21 protein-coding genes are annotated in these 17,978 nt (G+C 43.0%); 14 read left to right on the forward strand and 7 right to left on the reverse strand.

All coding sequences use genetic code 11. The annotated features are described in order from the left end of the window. The first annotated feature begins 10 nt into the window (after nt 1-10). The 8 genes from GB993_RS10505 (at nt 11) to GB993_RS10540 (ending at nt 5,554) form a co-directional block, all read left to right on the forward strand. On the forward strand, nt 11-442 hold the full coding sequence (locus GB993_RS10505) for a F0F1 ATP synthase subunit epsilon (protein ID WP_017261243.1): 432 nt from the start codon (nt 11-13) through the stop codon (nt 440-442). A 127-nt stretch (nt 443-569) separates the two neighbouring features. After that, complete coding sequence (locus tag GB993_RS10510; protein WP_161000786.1) at nt 570-791, forward strand: DUF1146 family protein; 222 nt, start codon at nt 570-572, stop codon at nt 789-791. Nucleotides 792-858: 67 nt separating this feature from the next. Continuing rightward, complete coding sequence (gene murA, locus GB993_RS10515; protein WP_161004252.1) at nt 859-2,169, forward strand: UDP-N-acetylglucosamine 1-carboxyvinyltransferase; 1,311 nt, start codon at nt 859-861, stop codon at nt 2,167-2,169. Between the two features lie 314 nt (nt 2,170-2,483). Beyond that, nucleotides 2,484-3,479 (forward strand): rod shape-determining protein, encoded by a 996-nt coding sequence (gene mreB, locus GB993_RS10520; protein ID WP_017261239.1) that lies wholly within the window; start codon nt 2,484-2,486, stop codon nt 3,477-3,479. Between the two features lie 11 nt (nt 3,480-3,490). Further along, on the forward strand, nt 3,491-3,793 hold the full coding sequence (gene yidD, locus GB993_RS10525) for a membrane protein insertion efficiency factor YidD (protein WP_161004253.1): 303 nt from the start codon (nt 3,491-3,493) through the stop codon (nt 3,791-3,793). Next, nucleotides 3,777-3,995 (forward strand): DUF2969 domain-containing protein, encoded by a 219-nt coding sequence (locus GB993_RS10530; RefSeq protein ID WP_017261237.1) that lies wholly within the window; start codon nt 3,777-3,779, stop codon nt 3,993-3,995. Before yidD ends, GB993_RS10530 begins: the two co-directional genes overlap by 17 nt. A gap of 12 nt (nt 3,996-4,007) precedes the next feature. Beyond that, nucleotides 4,008-5,228 (forward strand): FtsW/RodA/SpoVE family cell cycle protein, encoded by a 1,221-nt coding sequence (locus GB993_RS10535; protein WP_347877357.1) that lies wholly within the window; start codon nt 4,008-4,010, stop codon nt 5,226-5,228. 23 nt (nt 5,229-5,251) lie between these two features. Continuing rightward, nucleotides 5,252-5,554 carry a glycine cleavage system H family protein gene (locus GB993_RS10540; protein WP_017261235.1) on the forward strand — a complete coding sequence of 101 codons (303 nt, stop codon included), beginning with the start codon at nt 5,252-5,254 and terminating at the stop codon, nt 5,552-5,554. 82 nt (nt 5,555-5,636) lie between these two features. Here GB993_RS10540 and GB993_RS10545 read toward each other — a convergent pair whose 3' ends face one another. Next, a complete protein-coding gene (locus GB993_RS10545; protein ID WP_161000829.1) occupies nt 5,637-6,365 on the reverse strand; it encodes a gamma-glutamyl-gamma-aminobutyrate hydrolase family protein in 729 nt (242 codons plus the stop codon). A 171-nt stretch (nt 6,366-6,536) separates the two neighbouring features. Here GB993_RS10545 and GB993_RS10550 point away from each other — a divergent pair, with 171 nt between their 5' ends. The 5 genes from GB993_RS10550 to GB993_RS10570 all read left to right on the forward strand — a co-directional run bounded on the left by GB993_RS10550 (nt 6,537) and on the right by GB993_RS10570 (nt 11,168). After that, the gene (locus GB993_RS10550) at nt 6,537-7,523 is read left to right on the forward strand and encodes a DUF2785 domain-containing protein (RefSeq protein WP_161004254.1); all 987 of its coding nucleotides are present in this window, start codon (nt 6,537-6,539) and stop codon (nt 7,521-7,523) included. A 136-nt stretch (nt 7,524-7,659) separates the two neighbouring features. Further along, nucleotides 7,660-8,793 carry a D-alanine--D-alanine ligase family protein gene (locus GB993_RS10555; protein WP_161004255.1) on the forward strand — a complete coding sequence of 378 codons (1,134 nt, stop codon included), beginning with the start codon at nt 7,660-7,662 and terminating at the stop codon, nt 8,791-8,793. Between the two features lie 159 nt (nt 8,794-8,952). Then, nucleotides 8,953-9,537 (forward strand): DNA-3-methyladenine glycosylase I, encoded by a 585-nt coding sequence (locus GB993_RS10560; RefSeq protein ID WP_161004256.1) that lies wholly within the window; start codon nt 8,953-8,955, stop codon nt 9,535-9,537. A gap of 192 nt (nt 9,538-9,729) precedes the next feature. Further along, nucleotides 9,730-10,251 (forward strand): GNAT family N-acetyltransferase, encoded by a 522-nt coding sequence (locus tag GB993_RS10565; RefSeq protein ID WP_161004257.1) that lies wholly within the window; start codon nt 9,730-9,732, stop codon nt 10,249-10,251. 47 nt (nt 10,252-10,298) lie between these two features. After that, nucleotides 10,299-11,168: a helix-turn-helix transcriptional regulator gene (locus GB993_RS10570; RefSeq protein ID WP_161004258.1), complete on the forward strand. Its 870-nt coding sequence runs from the start codon at nt 10,299-10,301 to the stop codon at nt 11,166-11,168. Nucleotides 11,169-11,259: 91 nt separating this feature from the next. On the opposite strand, the gene GB993_RS10575 is transcribed toward GB993_RS10570, so the two are convergent. The 6 genes from GB993_RS10575 to GB993_RS10600 all read right to left on the reverse strand — a co-directional run bounded on the left by GB993_RS10575 (nt 11,260) and on the right by GB993_RS10600 (nt 15,931). After that, on the reverse strand, nt 11,260-11,757 hold the full coding sequence (locus GB993_RS10575; protein ID WP_017261227.1) for a universal stress protein: 498 nt from the start codon (nt 11,755-11,757) through the stop codon (nt 11,260-11,262). 171 nt (nt 11,758-11,928) lie between these two features. Next, the gene (locus GB993_RS10580) at nt 11,929-12,204 is read right to left on the reverse strand and encodes a hypothetical protein (RefSeq protein WP_161004259.1); all 276 of its coding nucleotides are present in this window, start codon (nt 12,202-12,204) and stop codon (nt 11,929-11,931) included. Between the two features lie 394 nt (nt 12,205-12,598). Next, nucleotides 12,599-13,873, reverse strand: coding sequence for a replication-associated recombination protein A (locus GB993_RS10585; RefSeq protein WP_161004335.1), 1,275 nt, complete (start codon nt 13,871-13,873; stop codon nt 12,599-12,601). Between the two features lie 143 nt (nt 13,874-14,016). Further along, the gene (locus tag GB993_RS10590; RefSeq protein WP_161004260.1) at nt 14,017-14,499 is read right to left on the reverse strand and encodes a YueI family protein; all 483 of its coding nucleotides are present in this window, start codon (nt 14,497-14,499) and stop codon (nt 14,017-14,019) included. Nucleotides 14,500-14,646: 147 nt separating this feature from the next. After that, nucleotides 14,647-15,255, reverse strand: a complete 609-nt coding sequence (rpsD, locus tag GB993_RS10595) for a 30S ribosomal protein S4 (protein WP_017261223.1) — start codon at nt 15,253-15,255, stop codon at nt 14,647-14,649. 205 nt (nt 15,256-15,460) lie between these two features. Continuing rightward, entirely contained in the window at nt 15,461-15,931 is a 471-nt protein-coding gene (locus GB993_RS10600; RefSeq protein WP_161004261.1) for a GAF domain-containing protein, read from the reverse strand. 198 nt (nt 15,932-16,129) lie between these two features. On the opposite strand from GB993_RS10600, the gene ezrA reads away from it, so the two are divergent. Further along, nucleotides 16,130-17,851 (forward strand): septation ring formation regulator EzrA, encoded by a 1,722-nt coding sequence (gene ezrA / locus GB993_RS10605; protein ID WP_161004262.1) that lies wholly within the window; start codon nt 16,130-16,132, stop codon nt 17,849-17,851. Nucleotides 17,852-17,978: the final 127 nt, after the last annotated feature.

Below are 17,978 nucleotides of genomic sequence, written 5' to 3' on the forward strand. Positions count from 1 at the left end.
GGCGTGACCAATGGCTGAACCTCATTTAACTGTTACGATTGTGACGCCTGATGGAACGTCTTACGATAATGACCACGCATCCATGTTTGTTGCTAAAACAACAAACGGAGAAATTGGGATTTTACCTAATCACGTGCCATTAATTGCCGCTTTGGAGATTGACGAAATCAGGGTGAAGGGTGATCAAGATGCTGAAGATGAAATTGCCGTAAATGGTGGTTTTGTTGAGTTCTCGAATAACGTTGCAACCATCGTTGCTGACTCAGCTGAGCAACAAGATGCGATTGACGTTACACGTGCCGAGAATGCACGTAAACGAGCACAAGAAGCGATTGAGCATGCCCAACAAGAACATGATGCGAATGAATTACGCCGCGCAGAAGTTGCATTGCGTAGAGCAATCAATCGAATCAATGTTGCATCACATCAACGTAATCGATAAAGACAATTAAATGTGTCACTCAAGAGGCTTACTAAGTTTTTAGTAAGTCTCTTTTTTACGGTGTTTTTTTAAGGAACTCATTTAACGAGTATGATAGAATTGGTTGTATCAATCAAAGAGGTGCAAGATGGCTATATATGGTTTTTCTGTGGTAATTAAAATCGTGTTTCAATTGGCCTTTATTTGGTTTGCGCTATGGGCAATCAAACCGTTACCACTTGTCAAAATCATGCCATTATATCCACGCCAGGCACAGGCAATTTTAGTTTTACTGGCAATCGTCATTGGATATACTTGTAGCTCCTTTTTTATTGACTTGTTTCAGTCGATCATTGGATTTAAGCCATGATTGAAGCTTGTTGTTATTAACAATTAAAACTGTTGCACTAGGAAATTGAGTTTGGAGGAACATCTTTATGGAAAAAATCATTGTTCATGGCGGTCAGCCATTGAAGGGAACCGTACATATCGAAGGCGCTAAAAATGCTGTGTTGCCAATTCAGGCTGCATCGCTGTTAGCCTCAACGGGTGAATTGATTTTAACTAACGTTCCCGCCCTGTCCGACGTGTTTATGATGAATAAGGTGCTAAGTTTTCTCAATGTCAGTGTCGATTTTGACCGGCGGGTTAAGTCTGTTACCTTTAATGCCAGCAAGAAGGTTGGTTTTGAAACACCGTTTGAGTACGTTTCGAAAATGCGTGCTTCAATTGTTGTCATGGGTTCCTTGTTAGCAAGAGTCGGTCGTGCTCGTGTAGCGATGCCTGGTGGCTGTGCAATCGGCAGTCGTCCAATTGATTTGCATTTAAAGGGCTTTGAAGCGCTCGGTGCTAAAATTGAACAGCATGATGGTTATATCGAAGCTAGTGCGGACAAGTTGGTCGGCGCTAACATTTACTTGGACTTTCCTAGTGTCGGCGCAACCGAAAACATCATGATGGCCGCAACCCTAGCTGAAGGGACGACCACCATTGAAAATGTGGCTCGTGAACCAGAAATTGTTGATTTAGCTAATGTGTTGAACAAGATGGGCGCTAAAGTCTTTGGGGCAGGCACTGAGTCAATTCGCATCGAGGGTGTGCCGGCTTTGCATGGTTGCGAACATAGTGTGGTTCAGGACCGGATTGAAGCAGGAACATTTATGGTTGCTGCTGCGATCACTCACGGTGACGTTTTAATTGCTGATGCCATTCCTGAACACAATAAACCATTAATTTCAAAGTTATTGGAAATGGGCGTTGAGGTTCGCGAAGAACAGAACGGCGTCCGTATTATTGGACCTGACAAGTTGATGGCAGCAAATGTGAAAACTGCTCCGCATCCAGGCTTCCCGACGGACATGCAGCCTCAAGTATCAGTTCTTCAATTGATGGCTGATGGCACCAGCACGTTAACAGAAACTGTGTTTGAAAATCGTTTTAATCACTTGAATGAACTTCGTCGAATGAATGCTCACTTTACCATTGAAGGCCGCTCAGTGGCACTTCAGGGGCCAACAAACTTTAACGGTGCTGAAGTGGCCGCAACTGACTTGCGGGCTGCAGCTGCACTTGTACTGGCTGGCTTAGTGGCAAATGGGTATACAACGGTCACCAACCTGAAGTACTTGGACCGTGGTTATTGTGATTTCCATGAAAAATTGGCGAACCTCGGGGCAGAAATCGAACGAGTTGATATTGATACGGATCTCAAGGCTGTTATTTCAAAGAAGAGTCTGAAGGTAATTTAATTAATTTGATTGGTTTGACTTGAATCACGACACTTATTGATTCACAGTTAACAGAAACCGGTCAATGCAAAATGTCCTCATTCACATTTTTGGTGAATGGGGACATTCTATGTTGATAGACGTCTGAAGAAAAAATTTGAGATGGCTTATTTGCGTATAACAAGTTTTGCGTCTGAGATGGAAATTAACGAAAACCTAAAAATGTTTGCAAATTCCTATTTCTCCGCGGATTTTGACCGATCAACTGCTGACGGACAAAGTGGTAATATGCTATAATTGTGCATTGAAATTGTACGAATTGAAAGGAGTTCAACATGGCCAAAGATATTGGAATCGATTTAGGCACGGCCAATGTGTTGATTTATGTTGTTGGCAAGGGCATCGTTCTTGATGAACCGTCCGTCGTTGCCGTAGATACCAAAACTGAGCGTGTTTTAGCTGTGGGTTCAGAAGCTTACCGAATGGTTGGCCGCACGCCCAGCAATATTCGGGCCATTCGCCCATTAAAGGACGGGGTTATTTCCGATTTTGATGTTACGGAGGAAATGCTGTCATACTTCATTAATAAGCTGAACGTGAAGGGTTTTATGTCGCGTCCTAACATTATGATTTGTGCCCCAACCAACATTACTGAAATTGAACGAAAGGCTATCATTCAAGCCGCTGAAAAATCTGGCGGTGCCAAGGTTTATTTGGAATATGAACCTAAGGTTGCTGCTATTGGTGCCGGCCTAGACGTTTACCAGGCGACTGGTAACATGGTTATTGATATTGGTGGTGGAACCTCTGATATTGCGGTCTTATCTCTTGGCGATATTGTTGCCAGCACATCATTACGCATGGCTGGTGACCGAATGAATGCTGATATTGCGGCTTATGTCAAACGTGAACATGGGCTGACGATTGGTGAACATTCAGCCGAAAACATTAAGATTAAAATTGGGACTGCTATTCATCTAGAACATCCAGAGAGTATGGAAGTTCGTGGTCGTGATGCTGTTGATGGGATGCCTCATGCCGTGGAAATCAATGCTAATGAAGTTGAAGCTGCATTGCATGACACGTTGCAACAGATCATTGACGCCGCACATGGTGTTCTGGAACGAATTCAACCAGAATTGGCTGCAGATATCATTGATCGTGGCATTATTTTGACAGGCGGTGGTTCCTTGCTAGAAGGTATCGATCAGCTCATTTCTCGCGAGCTTCAAGTACCTGTCATGATTTCCGAACAACCACTTGATAATGTGGCCAAAGGTGCCGGTGAACTCTTAGAGCGAATGAACGGTAAAAAAGGTCCACAGTTGTAACGGAGGCAGTTATGAAATGGTTACTCACGAAGTTGGTTCGTGGTTACCAACGGTTTATTTCACCGTTATTTCCGCCAAACTGTCGCTATTATCCAACATGTTCAAACTACATGTTGACGGCTTTAAAAAAGCATGGTGCTTTTCTAGGCCTAGTGATGGGAATTGCGCGGATCCTGCGCTGTAATCCTTTTATTCGCGGCGGGTATGATCCGGTTCCAGATTTCTTTACAATTCGCCGTAATCCAGATCCTAAAGATATGGATCCAATTGTTGCGGCATACTTTCATGGGGAGCATCATGGCAAAAAAAGATAAAACAGTGCCGGTATCGATTGATGAAGTTGATGTTGACGGAGAAACGATTGAACAAGTTTCTGTTAACAAGCAGGTCATTGGTGATATTCGACCAAATGATAAAAAGTTTCTGGCAACGACCGCTAATGGTCAAAAGATTGTTGCAAATAGTCAGGAAGATGCACTACAAGCAATCTTGGCTGAGTTTAATTTACATGGTTAAAGGAGGCTGCACGTGCAACAGGGACGAACTTCAATTAGCCGCAAAAACAAAGATAAAGATTTAGATTCACGCATTGATTGGGGCATTATTTTTTGTGTGCTTATGCTGGCATTGATCGGTATTGCATCGATTTATGTCGCTGCCAGTCATGATACAAAGTCAGTTAGCGTCGTTAAACAGGTTATTACACAGGTCTTATGGTATGCCATTGGGACTGTCGCCGTCGTGATTTTAATGCAGTTTGATTCCGAACAGTTGTGGAAGCTGGCGCCGTTGGCTTATGGCGTAGGAATTTTCCTGTTGGTCGCGGTGCTTGTGTTTTACAGTCGTGCTTATTATGTTCAGACGGGTGCTCGTAGTTGGTTTGCTATTGGACCGCTGACATTTCAGCCGTCTGAAGTGATGAAACCGGCGTATATCTTGATGATGGCGCGGGTAATCACAATGCATAACAATGATCATCCGACTCACACAGTTAAGACGGATTGGTTGTTAATCGGTAAAATGTTCCTGTGGACGCTACCCATTTTTGTTTTGATGAAGTTACAGAATGACTTTGGAACAAACCTGGTGTTTGCTGCTATTTTTGCTGGTATGGTTTTGGTTTCAGGGGTTACTTGGCGTATTATTGTGCCAACCTTTGCGTTCGTTGTCATTGTCGGTGGTGTTGCACTGACATTGGTGCTTAGTGACTGGGGACGGACGCTGTTAGGCCATTTGGGTTTCCAGGCCTATCAGTTTGCCCGTGTGGACACGTGGCGGCATCCGGCTGCAGATACCTCTAATCAAGGCTATCAACTCTGGCAGAGCATGAAAGCAATTGGATCAGGTGGCTTGTTTGGTACCGGATTTAATGTATCTCACGTTTACGTACCAGTTCGTGAATCAGATATGATTTTCTCAGTTATTGGTGAAAACTTTGGTTTTGTTGGTGGTCTGTTACTGATCATGCTGTATTTCTACTTGATTTGGCAAATGGTCAGGGTAACGTTTGATACAAAGAATGAATTTTATGCATACATCGCGACTGGTGTTGTCATGATGATTTTGTTCCATGTTTTTGAAAATATTGGGATGAACATCGGACTGCTACCGTTAACCGGGATTCCACTGCCGTTTGTGAGTCAGGGGGGATCCGCTCTGATTGGGAATCTGATTGGAGTCGGGTTAATTATGTCGATGCGCTATCATTACACGAGTTATATGTTTAGTAGTGAAGCCAGCTTCAAATAAGTTGATAAAGTGAGGAATAGATTGTGGAAAACGAAAACAAGTATTTCTGGACTAAAAAAGATGGTGACAATGTTCGCTTAGGCTTAAGCAAGGACGCGCAAGACGAATTGGGCAACGTCACTTACATCGATTTGCCTAAGGCAGGTAGCAAGTTAGTTGCCGGCGATACCTTTGCTAGCATTGAAGCCGAAAAGGCTGTTTCCGACATGCCAAGTCCAGTAAGTGGAACTGTTGTGGAAGTTAACCCAGCATTAAAGGAAAGTCCGGATGCCTTAAACGGCGATTGGGACGAAGCTTGGTTACTAACACTGAGTGAATCAAAGTAAATTATCGGATTAAATAAAACGTGCTCATGGATGATTAAACTCCATGAGCACGTTTCTGTTTAGAACTAGAGTGATATGAGGCTTAAGCTAGTGTATCGCGAACGTCATTTACGAAGGCGGTAAACAGTGCGGCGGCTTGTTGGTTGGTGGCTGCCATCATTTCAGGATGAAATTGAACAGCTAAGATATGCCGGTCAGAATCTTCGACGGCTTCCACAACGCCATCAGCGGCCGTGGCAGTGACAGTCAAACCTGGTGCTACTTTCCTCACGGATTGATGATGAAAAGAGTTAACCCAAGCTTGTTTGCCATAGATTTGCTGAAGCAAACTGCCGTTTGTGGTTGTGATACGATGAACCGGAGACGCCCAGTCTGTTGGAAATTGATTATGACCAATAGCGTTAGGTACCTGCGTTGGAATGTCTTGATAATCGGTTCCACCCAGAACCGCGTTGATGAGCTGGATACCACGGCAAATGCCCAAAATTGGTTTGTGAGCAGCAATTGCAGCGTGAATGAGTCCTTGCTCAAATTGATCACGATCCCAATCATTTAATTCATTCTGTGGAATCGGGTCCTGACCATAGAGACGGGGACTGACATCTTGACCGCCGGTAAGCAGAATCGCGTCCACACGTTCAACATAGGCCGCCGCCATCTCTGGGTCTGAAATTGGCAACAGTAGGGGCAGTGCGCCGGCATTAACAAGGGAGGAAACGTAATTCTTTTGTGTATAGTCAACATAGTTGGTACTCATGTGCTGGCTGGGGCGAACCAAGTGGTTGGTTCCAATTCCAATAATTGGCTTCATAAATAATCAACTCTCTTTCTAAAAACTGTCTGCGATTAGTGTACCGCAAATTGTTGGTTTGTGTGGTTGATTTATGCCGGTACGCTCAAATGTTAATTGTTCAGATGACATGAGTTGCTTATCGACTTAAACGTCAGTAAGATTGTAACCAGAAAAAGAAATGGGTGAATAATGATGGCAGATGAATTGAAACAGGTTGATGATGTTCGAACACAATTAAGGAATCTTCGTCAACAGGTACAGGCTGGCGCCGTTTTTCAATCGCTAAACACAAAAATTGGTGCGGTATTGGATAATTTACCAAGTAATGATGAGACGCCAGTTAGTTTACCTGATGATACTGATGGCATTAAAGACCTATTAAAGATGTTGAATCAGCAAATTCGGGCGACAACATTGGATAAGATCACCGATGATCAGTTGATGCAATTATTAAATCACTTAGGGTCACCTGATGTTGATGTACGCGATCGGGGAATTTATTTCTTCTTTAATGACGCATTGCAGCAGCATGTGTTGTCGGATTCTCAGCTACGTTTGGCAGTCAATACGCTTTTGCAGGATCGGGTTTTGTTTAATCATATTACTGAACCAGAAAATACAGCTATTTTTGGTCGGTCATTTGCGGTGATGATTTTGTCATTGCTTGCGTATGCAGATCGGGTTGACGCCCATTTTTTAGACGCTGAGACCACTATGAGGTTAGTTGATCAGCTGGCCACCTACATTGCTTTAGAAAATGATACCCGTGGGTTTGTTGGGACTTCTGGCTGGGCACATGCCTATACACATATCGGTAATTTACTGGATGAACTGGCGGAAAGCCAAGTCCTTACACGGGCCGATAAAGTCTTTCTAATGATTGAAATTTTAGAAAAGTATCGTCGACTCGAAACGCCACTAATTTTTGGGGAAAGTCGGCGGTTAGCAGCTTATTTAGCTACGGTAGTTAATTTAAACGACTTATATGAGCAGGCCTTTTTGCAGGAATGGCGTCAATGGCGTGTACGCTTAAGTAATACACCTCAACCAGAAGATGAAGCGGGGTGGACACGACTGTTTAACCGATCACGGCTACTATCCGCTATGATTTTACGCGAAGATTACCCAGAAGAAGTTAGCAACGCAATTAACGCCGAAGTTGACTTCCTTTCATAGTGGTCGGGTAGCCTAGACTGTAATAAGTAAAAATCTTTTCTAAACGGGCAAAGTGAGTTGGTGTCACTGGTCGATTCTGGTATACTTAAGTTTCACTTACTGACCGGAAAAAAGAAAAGATAGGATGATCAACGTTATGAAAAATAAAAAGCTGCACATTGCGTTATTGTTTGGTGGTAACTCGTCAGAACATGATGTTTCTAAACGTTCTGCGCATAACATTTATGACGCAATGGACAAGGACAAGTATGACGTCAGCTTATTTATGTTTACCAAGGACGGCATTCTGCTAGGTAATAAGGCTTCACACCGTATTTTTGATGGTGAAGACGAGGACTTGGTTGTTAGCGAAGAGATGCCTAAAATTGATTTAAGCAACCCATTGGCACCAATCATGGCATTAAATGAGGTGTCTGATATTGATTTGTTTTATCCTGTTATTCACGGAAATTTGGGTGAAGACGGGACTGTGCAAGGTCTGTTTAAATTATTGAAGAAACCTTACATTGGGAGTAATGTTCTAGCATCTGCACTGGCCTTTGATAAAGACATGACCAAGCGGATTCTGACACAAGCACACGTCCGTAACACGGAGTATGTTGTCATTACGCCTGAGAACAAGGATCAGATGGACTACGAAACAGTAGCTGCCAAAATTGGTCGCGTCATGTTTTTGAAGCCAGCCGATCAAGGCTCGTCAGTGGGGATTCATCGTGTAACGAATGCTGATGAATATAATGCTGGATTGGCAGATGCGCTTCAGTATGACTTTAAAGTGCTGGCTGAAGAGGCAATCGATGGCCCTCAAGAAATTGAAATTTCGATTTTAGGTAATGAAAAACCACGGGCTTCAAAATTAGGTGCTGTCCGTGTCCCAGATTCAGATACGTTCTATGACTACAATAATAAGTTTGTTGATGCAAGTGGCGTCGTCTTTGAATTGCCCGTTGTGTTGCCAGAATCTTTAACACAGGAAATCACTCAGATGGCACTGGACGCTTATGTTGCTCTTGGACTTAAGGGGATGGCACGGATCGATTTCCTTGTGTCTAAAGATGGCGTGCCTTATCTTAGTGAACCAAACACGCTGCCTGGTTTTACCAACATCAGTTTGTATCCACAAATGTGGGGTGTTTCGGGAATTGATTATCCAAGCTTGATTGATGAGATCATTAATTACGGACTAGCAGAGTACAAACGTAATCAGTCCATCAGTTACTCCTTCACCAAGCTAGGTACCGAACACGTTGGTGAGAAGAAATTTAACTAGAAATTGTCGTGTTATTTTGTAAAACTGCCTTTCAAAAATAAGTTTAAAAACGGAATCCTATAAAATTGGATTCCGTTTTTTATTTGATAAAAAACAAATTGGTTCGCTTTTACGTATGTCTAGTGTGTTGACTAAAAGGACACTATTGGAGGTTTATACATGCAACAGCGATGTGGATGGGCAGATCGAAATGAATTGGTTATGAATTACCATGATAGCGAATGGGGCGTACCCGTATATGAAGATCAATTATTATTTGAACTGTTGAGTTTGGAAGTATTTCAAGCTGGTTTGACGTGGTCACTAATTTTGTCACGACGCTCAGCTTTAAGGAAAGGACTAGCAAACTTTGATATTGATCAACTAGCCGGCTTTTCCATCGCAGATACGCAACTGCTATTGGCTGATCCAGCGATGATCCGCAATCGAAGAAAGATTGAGAACGTGATTCACAACGCGCGTCAGTGGCAACAACAGCAGTTAGGAAAGATATCGCCGGCGGAACAGTTATGGGATTTGCGACGTCAACAACCGCTGAGATTAGAAATGGCGAGAAATGGGCAAGTGAAATATACATTCATTAAACAAACAACCGCACTTTTTTATGAATGGGGAATTAAGGGAGTGGGTCCCAAAACGATCACCAGCTTCCTACAAGCGGCGGGCTTTATCAACGATCATGAAGATAATTGCTATCGCCAAAAAGAAATATATTTATCGGTCCATACCACTGGACGAATTTAAGAAAACATGCGATGATGATAACGGCAAAAATTATCGCGGACATGGAGATGGAAACCGTTCTGACACGCGGCTTCATGAGCCTGACGATGATGGTAAAACGTATAATATTTCACAAAGTGTGAATTTTTTACCGCCGTGGTAAAAGTAATTTAATCTTGATGCGACAATCATTTTGGAAGAAGGCGTTTGTGTTTGGGTAACTTTAATTTGCGACTGGCAACGACGGCAGACATGGATCAAATAATGGTGATTATCCGTGGTGCCCAGACGTTTATTGCAAAGCAAGGGTTTGACCAGTGGCAGGATGGTTATCCGGCACAGGCTGATATGTTGGCAGATATTAAGGCGAGTCGTTTGTATGTGCTTGCCAATGACACTCAAATTGCTGCTGTTGCTGCTGCGATAGTTGGTGTTGATCCAAACTACCGCTTAATTGAAGCCGGTAGCTGGCTAATGCCGTCTGCTAAGTATGCGGCGATTCATCGGGTCGCTGTCTCAAGTCAATTTCGTGGTCAGCATCTCGCTGAGACGCTGTTTACAAAGTTGATGGCAACGTTGAAGCGTGATCAAGGCGTTGTGTCCGTTCGTGTCGATACGCATAAACAAAACCAAGTAATGCAACATGTGGTCCAAAAAGTCGGTTTTGAGTACTGCGGGCATATTTATATTGACGGAAATGCACAACGTTTGGCCTATGAGTGTGTATTGAAATAAGTGCATTGCGCCTCGCCTGATTCAGCAGAATGAATGAGGCAGAAAAGATGAGAATTTTAGGCGCTCGGGTTCGTGCATACCGCAAAGCACGAGGTTTATCGCAGAAGGATTTGGCTAAAAACATTTGTACCCAAGCAACTATCAGTTTGATTGAAAAACGGAATAAGATTCCGAGTATGCAGATTTTATTAAAACTTTGCAGCCGTTTGGGAATTCAATTAAATGATGTGATCGTTGAAACAGACGATCAGGCCGTCCAAATCTTTCGTGAAGTCGGCTATGCAGTGCGGACTGCTCAGTACCGTAACGCAGAGAGCCGTTTGGATCGTGTGAAACTGCGAAGTTTGAAAGAGAATGATGAAATTAAGGCTTACTACTATTATCGTGGCCAGTTGCAACTGATGAATCATGACAATCCAGATGAGGCTATTTTCAACTTTGGCATGTTATTGAATGAGTTCAATAATCGCAGTAAGGATATCTATTCGCTGATGTCACGGTTGGGATTAGGGCTTGCCTATGCGAAAAAGGGTGAATTTGACAAGGCAGAATTATTTGTTAACCAAGCCGTTCGCGATTTGGATGAATTTGACTCAGATAGCCACGATCTTGTTCAGGATCAAGTATCTTCATATCTGCAGGCAGCTAAGTTTTTCCAAGAAATTGGCAAAGATGGTCGTACTTTATCGCTTGCCAAGAAGGCGATTAAGCTGAGTGAACAAAATAACAGTTTGTTTTTACTTGAAGATATTTATCAAACAATGGCGCTTAGTCAACTCAAGTTGGATGATGGTAAAAACGCGCAACAAAATATGTATATCGCCTATGCATTAGCGTTAGTATCTAAGAATCAGCGGTTGGCTGAGAGTATTACAAGTAATGTTGCAAAGTATCAAATTCCACCGTTGGCATTATAAAATTAATGGCAGTAAATTAAAACGAAAAAAGATTCAATCCGCGTTTGCTCACTGTGGATTGAATCTTTTTTTATTTTGATTTAAGTAGAAATTACTTCTTGTTTGTGGCTTGAGCGCCTTCCTTAGCTGAGACAGGCTTGTTAGCTAAATCAGTCCGAACAACCAAGACATCGCAAACTGCGGCACGAGTGACATATTCGGTAACAGAACCGATTAATAAGCGTTCAACAGCGTTTAACCCGGTAGCGCCAATCATAATCAAATCAGTATTTAGTTCCTTAGGGACCTCTTGTGCAATGATTGACTTTGGTGCGCCATACTCGATTGAGTATTCACACTTAACGCCAGCTTCTTTAGCTTCAGCCGCATACTTATCGAGTGTTTTCTTGGCCGTTTCAGTAACTTGTTCAACCATGGTTGTATCAAAACTTGAGATGTTTTGGAAAGCACGGGTATCAACAACATGGAGTAAGTGCAACTCGGCATCGTCACCATTTCGTTGTGTAACCGCGACAGCCTTCTTAAAGGCCAATTCAGCTTCACGTGAACCATCGATTGGAACTAAAATCCGTTTGTATTGTTGTGCCATGAAATTCACTCCCCTTTATTTTTCTACCTTTATTCTACTGTAAACCGCTTGAAAACAAAAGTGAAAGCGCTGTATTTTCATTCAAAAATCCGTTTTTGCGTGCGATTTATAATAAACAAGGAGACGAATTTGAGGAGAGTGTTAAGGAAAATTCACTAATTGCTATGGCCACTAGTTCATAAAACGGACGAGCGTTAATCCGAGCAGCGTCCCTGATAGGCAGCCGACAATCAAAGCGATTACCATCACAACGAGACTAAATAAACCTGCGATAGCCAACAGTCCGACAATGAACAATTCGATAGCCCAAAAAGTGAGGAGTGTGCCAATTTGTGGGTGACGATCAGGTGTGAACAATAAAAAGCCCGTTTGGCGGTGAAGCCAAAGATAACCACTGATGAAAAAGAAGATGACTGCAAAAATGCAGATTAAAATTTTTATTAACATAGTCTTACCTCGTGAGAGTTAATTATAAATGACTCTTGCCTAAAACGATAGGGCGAATTGTTTTCATCGTAGTTAAAATTTGGCGATTCAAGTAAAAGAAAAACGCCAGCCTCTAGGAGACTGACGTTCCAAAGTATGCACTTTGATGAAAACTAGTGATGCCGACAACCGGCTCTTCAGAGTTGACCCGCGACAAGGCAGGTGGGCGTGGCTGTTAAGGCTTCTGATTACCAAGAGAAAAGGCCTATCATAGGCGATACTAGAGTCACACCCTAAGTAAAAAGACTGTAAGGCAACACTGTAAGTTGAGCCTTGCGTACATCTTAGAATTCATATCGAGCATAGCATGATTCTTTTAAAGACGCAATTATTAGCGTTGGTTGTTTGAAAAACATTATTTTTTGTTCCTAGGTGGTAATGGATGCCCGCTAGCCGCCATTAGTCGGGCATATTGTTCACCGAGTGCAGATTCATAGCGCCCATTGTCCTTAGGATGATAATAGGTTGCATTTACCAAATTATCCGGCAAATATTGCTGCTTTACCCAGTCATTAGGAAAGTTATGTGGAAATTGATAGTTTACGCCGTGCCCCAGTTTGGCGGCGCCTTTATAATGGGCATCCTTTAGGTGAGCGGGAATATCACCGCTTTTACTGGCATTGACATCAGCTAGCGCACTGTCGACAGCGCTGATGCCGGAGTCTGATTTAGGAGACAAACAAAGCTCAATCACTGCGTCTGCTAGAGGAATTCGTCCCTCTGGCAGGCCTAACTGTTGAGCCGCCGTGACGGCTGAAACGGTGTGGGCGGTGGCAGGGGGATTTGCTAGCCCAATATCTTCATAGGCGATAACAAGAAGTCGACGGCAGATGATAGTCAAGTCACCAGCGGCAATTAAACGGCTCATGTAGTGTAGGGCGGCATTAGTGTCTGAACCACGAATGGATTTTTGAAAAGCAGAAATAACATCGTAGTGGGCGTCACCATCTTTATCCGCAGACAAGGCTTTGCGCTGTAAGCATTCTTCAACGATTGGGAGTGTAATGTGGACAGTTTTATCATTGTCAGGATCAGTAGATTGAACGGCCAATTCTAGTGCATTGAGCGCACTACGCAAATCACCATTTGTGGCACTGGCCAGGTGATGACGGGCATTTTCATCTAGATTGACCTTAATTTTACCCAAACCGTTTGACCCGTCCGCCAGTGCGCGGTCGATGGCAGTTTCAATATCTTCAGGAGTTAGGGGATAAACTTCGAAGATTTGGGTACGGCTACGAATGGCAGGGTTAATGTTGATATACGGATTTTCAGTGGTCGCTCCGATAAGAATAATGGCGCCGCTTTCTAACAGTGGTAGCAAAAAATCTTGTTTAACTTTGTCCAAACGGTGAATTTCGTCTAGTAATAAAACCACCGTGCCACTCATTTTAGCTTCTTCGGCGACAATTTGAAGTTCTTTTTTGCCGTCTGTGGCCGCGTTGAGCATTCGGAAAGCATATTTAGTTGATCCGGCAATAGCGCTTGCAATACTTGTTTTACCGGTACCAGGTGGACCATAAAGAATCATGGACGAAAGCAGTTTCGCTTTAACCATGCGGTTAATGATTTTTCCGGGACCAACAAGATGCTGTTGGCCCACGATATCTTCAATGCGTTTAGGACGCATGCGATAAGCTAAAGGTTGCAAGGTGTTCCTCCGGTTAAAAGAAATAGTAAGTTGCAGTTACGTGTGTGATCTAGTGACATAAACGCACTGAGTTCCCTGGGAGGGAAGCCAGTGCGTTTATAGATTGAATTCAGTAATAGTTTTCATTTATTGAATAACCGCTGCCAAAAGCTTGCTTTTTTCACTGGCTTTGGCTGATCACTATCAGATGAAGTTGGGTCGGCATATTTTTTGGCGATGTCAACAGGATTAACGTCAATGGCCGTTTTGGCAGTGACCACTAGTGCTAAGTCATCATCACCAACTTTATATTCAGGATCATTTTTAATTGTAAATGAGACCGCATGCATGGTTGCGGCCCGAATGTAAGGTCCTAAAACGTCCTGACCTAAGTTTCCGTTCATCAACACGGTATTATTAACTTCGTCTCGTTGACTCAAATCGTTGCCGAACGCAGTGAGGTAATCGCCACTCTTAAGTTGAGCAACGGTCATGGTCAGTGCAACGCGTTCACGAAATGTTCCCAGATAATGACGCTGTTCGTCTGGGTTGATTTTTGGAGTACCATAAATTGCATTTGAAAGGCGTTGGTTCGTATCACCGTCTGTGCCATGATTATCAGCCATATCAATACCTCCCAGTTGATTTCTCACTGGCTAGTATAACATAACCATTATATGTGACTGCGCATTTGGGACTTGTTACTGATTAAAAAGAACATAGAAAAAACCGATGGGCGAGCCCATCGGTTTCGAGAACAAGAAGTAAGAAAATTACAACTTGTTGTAGTATTCAACGATTAATGATTCGTCAATATCAGCATCCAGATCTTCACGTTCTGGCAAGCGAACTAATGAACCCTTTAAGTTATCAGCATCGAACTCAACGTAAGCTGGGCGACCAACAACGGCTTCAACAGCAGCTTGGATAATAACTAATTTCTTTGACTTGTCACGAACGGCAATTTCTTGGCCAACTTTAACTTCGTATGAAGGAATGTCAACACGTTTGCCATCAACAGTGATGTGACCATGGTTAACCAATTGACGAGCTTGACGACGAGTAGTAGCCAAACCTAAACGGTAAACCATGTTGTCCAAACGACGTTCCAACAGAACGAGGAAGTTAGTACCATGCGTGCCCTTACGAATTTTACCAGCTTTAATGAACAAGTTAGCAAATTGACGTTCAGTCATGCCGTAGGTGAAACGCAACTTTTGCTTTTCGCGTAATTGCGTACCATATTCTGAAACCTTACCACGACGACCTTGACCATGATCACCAGGGGCGTATGGACGACGAGCTAATTCTTTACCTGTTCCTGAAAGTGAAACGCCTAAACGACGTGACAATTTCCAGGAAGGACCTGTATAACGTGACATTTAAATGTCCTCCAAATAATTTGTTTGGAGTAAAATATGCGAAGTGTAGGCTCGGTATTCGTGCAGGTTGTTTTGCAATGTTCACCGGAGCAGCCCCGGGTACTAGTTGAACCAACGATGGCACTAGGCAATCGCCGGCACCAATCTGTTGACGAGCTTACCACCTACTGCTGCAAATTTTACAACTGAAATAGTATACCGTGATTTAGGCGGTAATGTCAAGATGGCTGACGAGAACCTGTGCGAATGCGGTTAGTTCAGTCGCGTCTTCATCGCTAAAACGATTTAATGTTGGCGAGTCTAAATCCATGACACCGATTTTAACGCCGTTTTTCGTTAATGGGATCACCAGCTCTGCATTGCTAGCAGAATCACATGCAATATGGTCGGCAAATTCGTGGACATTCGGCACAACTTGTACTTGCTGGGTGGTTAATGCTGTACCACAGACACCACGGCCTGGTTTAATGTGCACGCAGGCGACATTTCCTTGGAATGGGCCAAGAATAAGTTCATCGTCGGCAGGGTGGTATAGGTAGAAACCGGCCCAGTTAAGATCGGGAACTGTTTGCTTCAATAAAGCAGAGGCATTTGCTAAATTTGCAATTAAATCGTGCTCATCAGTTAAGAGGGCGTCTAATTGTTGATTTAATAGGGATTTCGTTGTTTCAGACATGTGAGCCTCCTTGGCTAAGACCTAAAAAAGTGTAAAGTCACAGAAACGTAATCTAAAGCGAAAAACTGGCTATGCTATACTTTTCATTAGTTAGTTACGTTTCAATTAGTGAGATTTCAATTTGATGACGTACATTTTAATGATTTATTTCAAAAAAGCAAGCAATCAATGGCTTGCAAACGGGGATGGACGTGCAAAATGGTTCAAGTTTTAATTGGCATCATCATTCTAGCAATTATCTTGTTTGGAGCGGTCTTTGCGTTCCAAAAAATAACTGGTCGGAGAATTCAAGCGTTGAAGGATCGACGCGAGGATCTGCGTCAACTTCATGTGGACAAACAAGTTGAAACTGGTCATCAGTTGAGTTTGACGGGTCAATCGTTGACTGCTTTCAATGGCTTAACCGATGAATACCAGAGTGTGGAAACAAAGACGTTACCACAAGTTGACCAAGTGATTAATCAGCTGATGGTAGATGCACGGGGCATTAACTTTGTTAAAACCCGTAACGAGTTGCAGCAGGCGACTGACTTACTGGACGAAGCAACGGACAAGTTGACGCACGTGCAGGGCGGCCTTGAAGCGCTAAAAAAGGTCGACAGTGATCACCGAGCTGCCGTTAATCAATTGGAAAAGAAGTACCAAGATTTGCGAAAGGTACTCTTATCTCAGAATTTAAGTTTCGGTCCTAGTATAGATAAGTTAGAACACAACCTTGCTGAACTCGAAGATCAGTTTGATGAGTTTACAAACTTATCTCAACAGGGCGATCATGTTGCTGCCCAAAAGGTCTTGGATCAGTTGACTGAGGGAACAGATGACTTGGATCATTTGATTGATACCATTCCACCGTTATATCGTGATCTGAAGAGTGGCTTCAGTGATCAATTGAACGACATTGTTGATGGTTACCAACAGATGACGTCGCAGAATTTTGTGTTTGGTAATGTGGATATTCCCGGTCAAGTAAACCGAATTAAGGGTGAAATTCAGACAGCCAATCAACATTTATCCGATTTGGATGTTGCTACAACGACCGCTGATAATCATAATATTGAAGTTCAAATTGATGATTTATATGCGGTTCTTGAAAAAGAAGTTAAGGCTAAGCCTGAGGTTGATGATCAAAACGAAGAGTTGCAAGCTTTCTTGGCACACGCCAAACAGCAAAACCGCGCCCTTCAGGTCGAATTGGATCGACTTGGGCAAAGCTATGTATTGAATCATGGTGAGCTCGACAATGCACAAACACTGGCAACAGAAATTGAAAAAATAGAAGAGTACTATCGTACGGATGTCAATGCATTAGCGACGCATACCGATAGCTATTCCAACATTCAACAACATCAGTTAGACCAGTTACAGACTTTGACGCAGATTGAGCAGCAACAGCGTCAAATAAATGATGGCATCAAAGGATTGGGCGCACAGGAACAAAAAGCACGACAACGTTTCCAACAGTTTGATAACCAGATGCACACCATCAAGCGTCAGTTAGAGAGTCTGAATCTACCTGGTTTGCCTAAGGACTACTTGGATTATTTCTACGTTGTTAGTGATGAGGTAGAGAAGCTGGGTGGTGCTCTGAGCCAAACTCAGATTAATATGGAAGATGTGACCAAGCAGTTAGTGATGATTCAGGCCGATTTGGCTACCTTAACGGAAAAGAGTAATGACGTTCGTGACAGCGCCGTGCTGGCTGAGCAATTGCTTCAATATGCTAATCGTTATCGAAATTCGGATGAAGAAATGGTTGCGGCCAGCCAACGCGCTCAACAACTGTTTGATCGCGATTATAAGTATTCCGAGTCATTAGAGACAATTGCTAATGCACTGGAAAAGATTGAACCAGGCGCGTACAAACGGATTGAAGACAGTTACTATGGTGATCAGCCGGGAACACCGACTCCACAAGCGTAGCTAGGTTTTCTCTTCCAATAAGATAAATTGTTTCGTGAGCGTTAATTGAAAATGCCGATTGTCTGTGTGAAGTATGCATGGATGATCGTTTTTTCGTTACAACCGCAATAGTCATATATGGTTGCTA

The sequence above is a fragment of the Furfurilactobacillus milii genome (assembly GCF_009864005.1).
In the GTDB taxonomy this organism is placed as follows: domain Bacteria; phylum Bacillota; class Bacilli; order Lactobacillales; family Lactobacillaceae; genus Furfurilactobacillus; species Furfurilactobacillus rossiae_B.

Excerpts from the sequence above, each read along its gene's own strand:
- GB993_RS10505 (WP_017261243.1), top strand. The coding sequence starts at position 11 with ATGGCTGAACCTCATTTAACTGTTACGATTGTGACGCCTGATGGAACG.
- GB993_RS10510 (WP_161000786.1), top strand. The coding sequence starts at position 570 with ATGGCTATATATGGTTTTTCTGTGGTAATTAAAATCGTGTTTCAATTG.
- murA (WP_161004252.1), top strand. The coding sequence starts at position 859 with ATGGAAAAAATCATTGTTCATGGCGGTCAGCCATTGAAGGGAACCGTA.
- mreB (WP_017261239.1), top strand. The coding sequence starts at position 2,484 with ATGGCCAAAGATATTGGAATCGATTTAGGCACGGCCAATGTGTTGATT.
- yidD (WP_161004253.1), top strand. The coding sequence starts at position 3,491 with ATGAAATGGTTACTCACGAAGTTGGTTCGTGGTTACCAACGGTTTATT.
- GB993_RS10530 (WP_017261237.1), top strand. The coding sequence starts at position 3,777 with ATGGCAAAAAAAGATAAAACAGTGCCGGTATCGATTGATGAAGTTGAT.
- GB993_RS10545 (WP_161000829.1), bottom strand. The coding sequence starts at position 6,365 with ATGAAGCCAATTATTGGAATTGGAACCAACCACTTGGTTCGCCCCAGC.
- GB993_RS10550 (WP_161004254.1), top strand. The coding sequence starts at position 6,537 with ATGATGGCAGATGAATTGAAACAGGTTGATGATGTTCGAACACAATTA.
- GB993_RS10555 (WP_161004255.1), top strand. The coding sequence starts at position 7,660 with ATGAAAAATAAAAAGCTGCACATTGCGTTATTGTTTGGTGGTAACTCG.
- GB993_RS10560 (WP_161004256.1), top strand. The coding sequence starts at position 8,953 with ATGCAACAGCGATGTGGATGGGCAGATCGAAATGAATTGGTTATGAAT.
- GB993_RS10570 (WP_161004258.1), top strand. The coding sequence starts at position 10,299 with ATGAGAATTTTAGGCGCTCGGGTTCGTGCATACCGCAAAGCACGAGGT.
- GB993_RS10575 (WP_017261227.1), bottom strand. The coding sequence starts at position 11,757 with ATGGCACAACAATACAAACGGATTTTAGTTCCAATCGATGGTTCACGT.
- GB993_RS10580 (WP_161004259.1), bottom strand. The coding sequence starts at position 12,204 with ATGTTAATAAAAATTTTAATCTGCATTTTTGCAGTCATCTTCTTTTTC.
- GB993_RS10585 (WP_161004335.1), bottom strand. The coding sequence starts at position 13,873 with ATGCGTCCTAAACGCATTGAAGATATCGTGGGCCAACAGCATCTTGTT.
- GB993_RS10590 (WP_161004260.1), bottom strand. The coding sequence starts at position 14,499 with ATGGCTGATAATCATGGCACAGACGGTGATACGAACCAACGCCTTTCA.
- rpsD (WP_017261223.1), bottom strand. The coding sequence starts at position 15,255 with ATGTCACGTTATACAGGTCCTTCCTGGAAATTGTCACGTCGTTTAGGC.
- GB993_RS10600 (WP_161004261.1), bottom strand. The coding sequence starts at position 15,931 with ATGTCTGAAACAACGAAATCCCTATTAAATCAACAATTAGACGCCCTC.
- ezrA (WP_161004262.1), top strand. The coding sequence starts at position 16,130 with ATGGTTCAAGTTTTAATTGGCATCATCATTCTAGCAATTATCTTGTTT.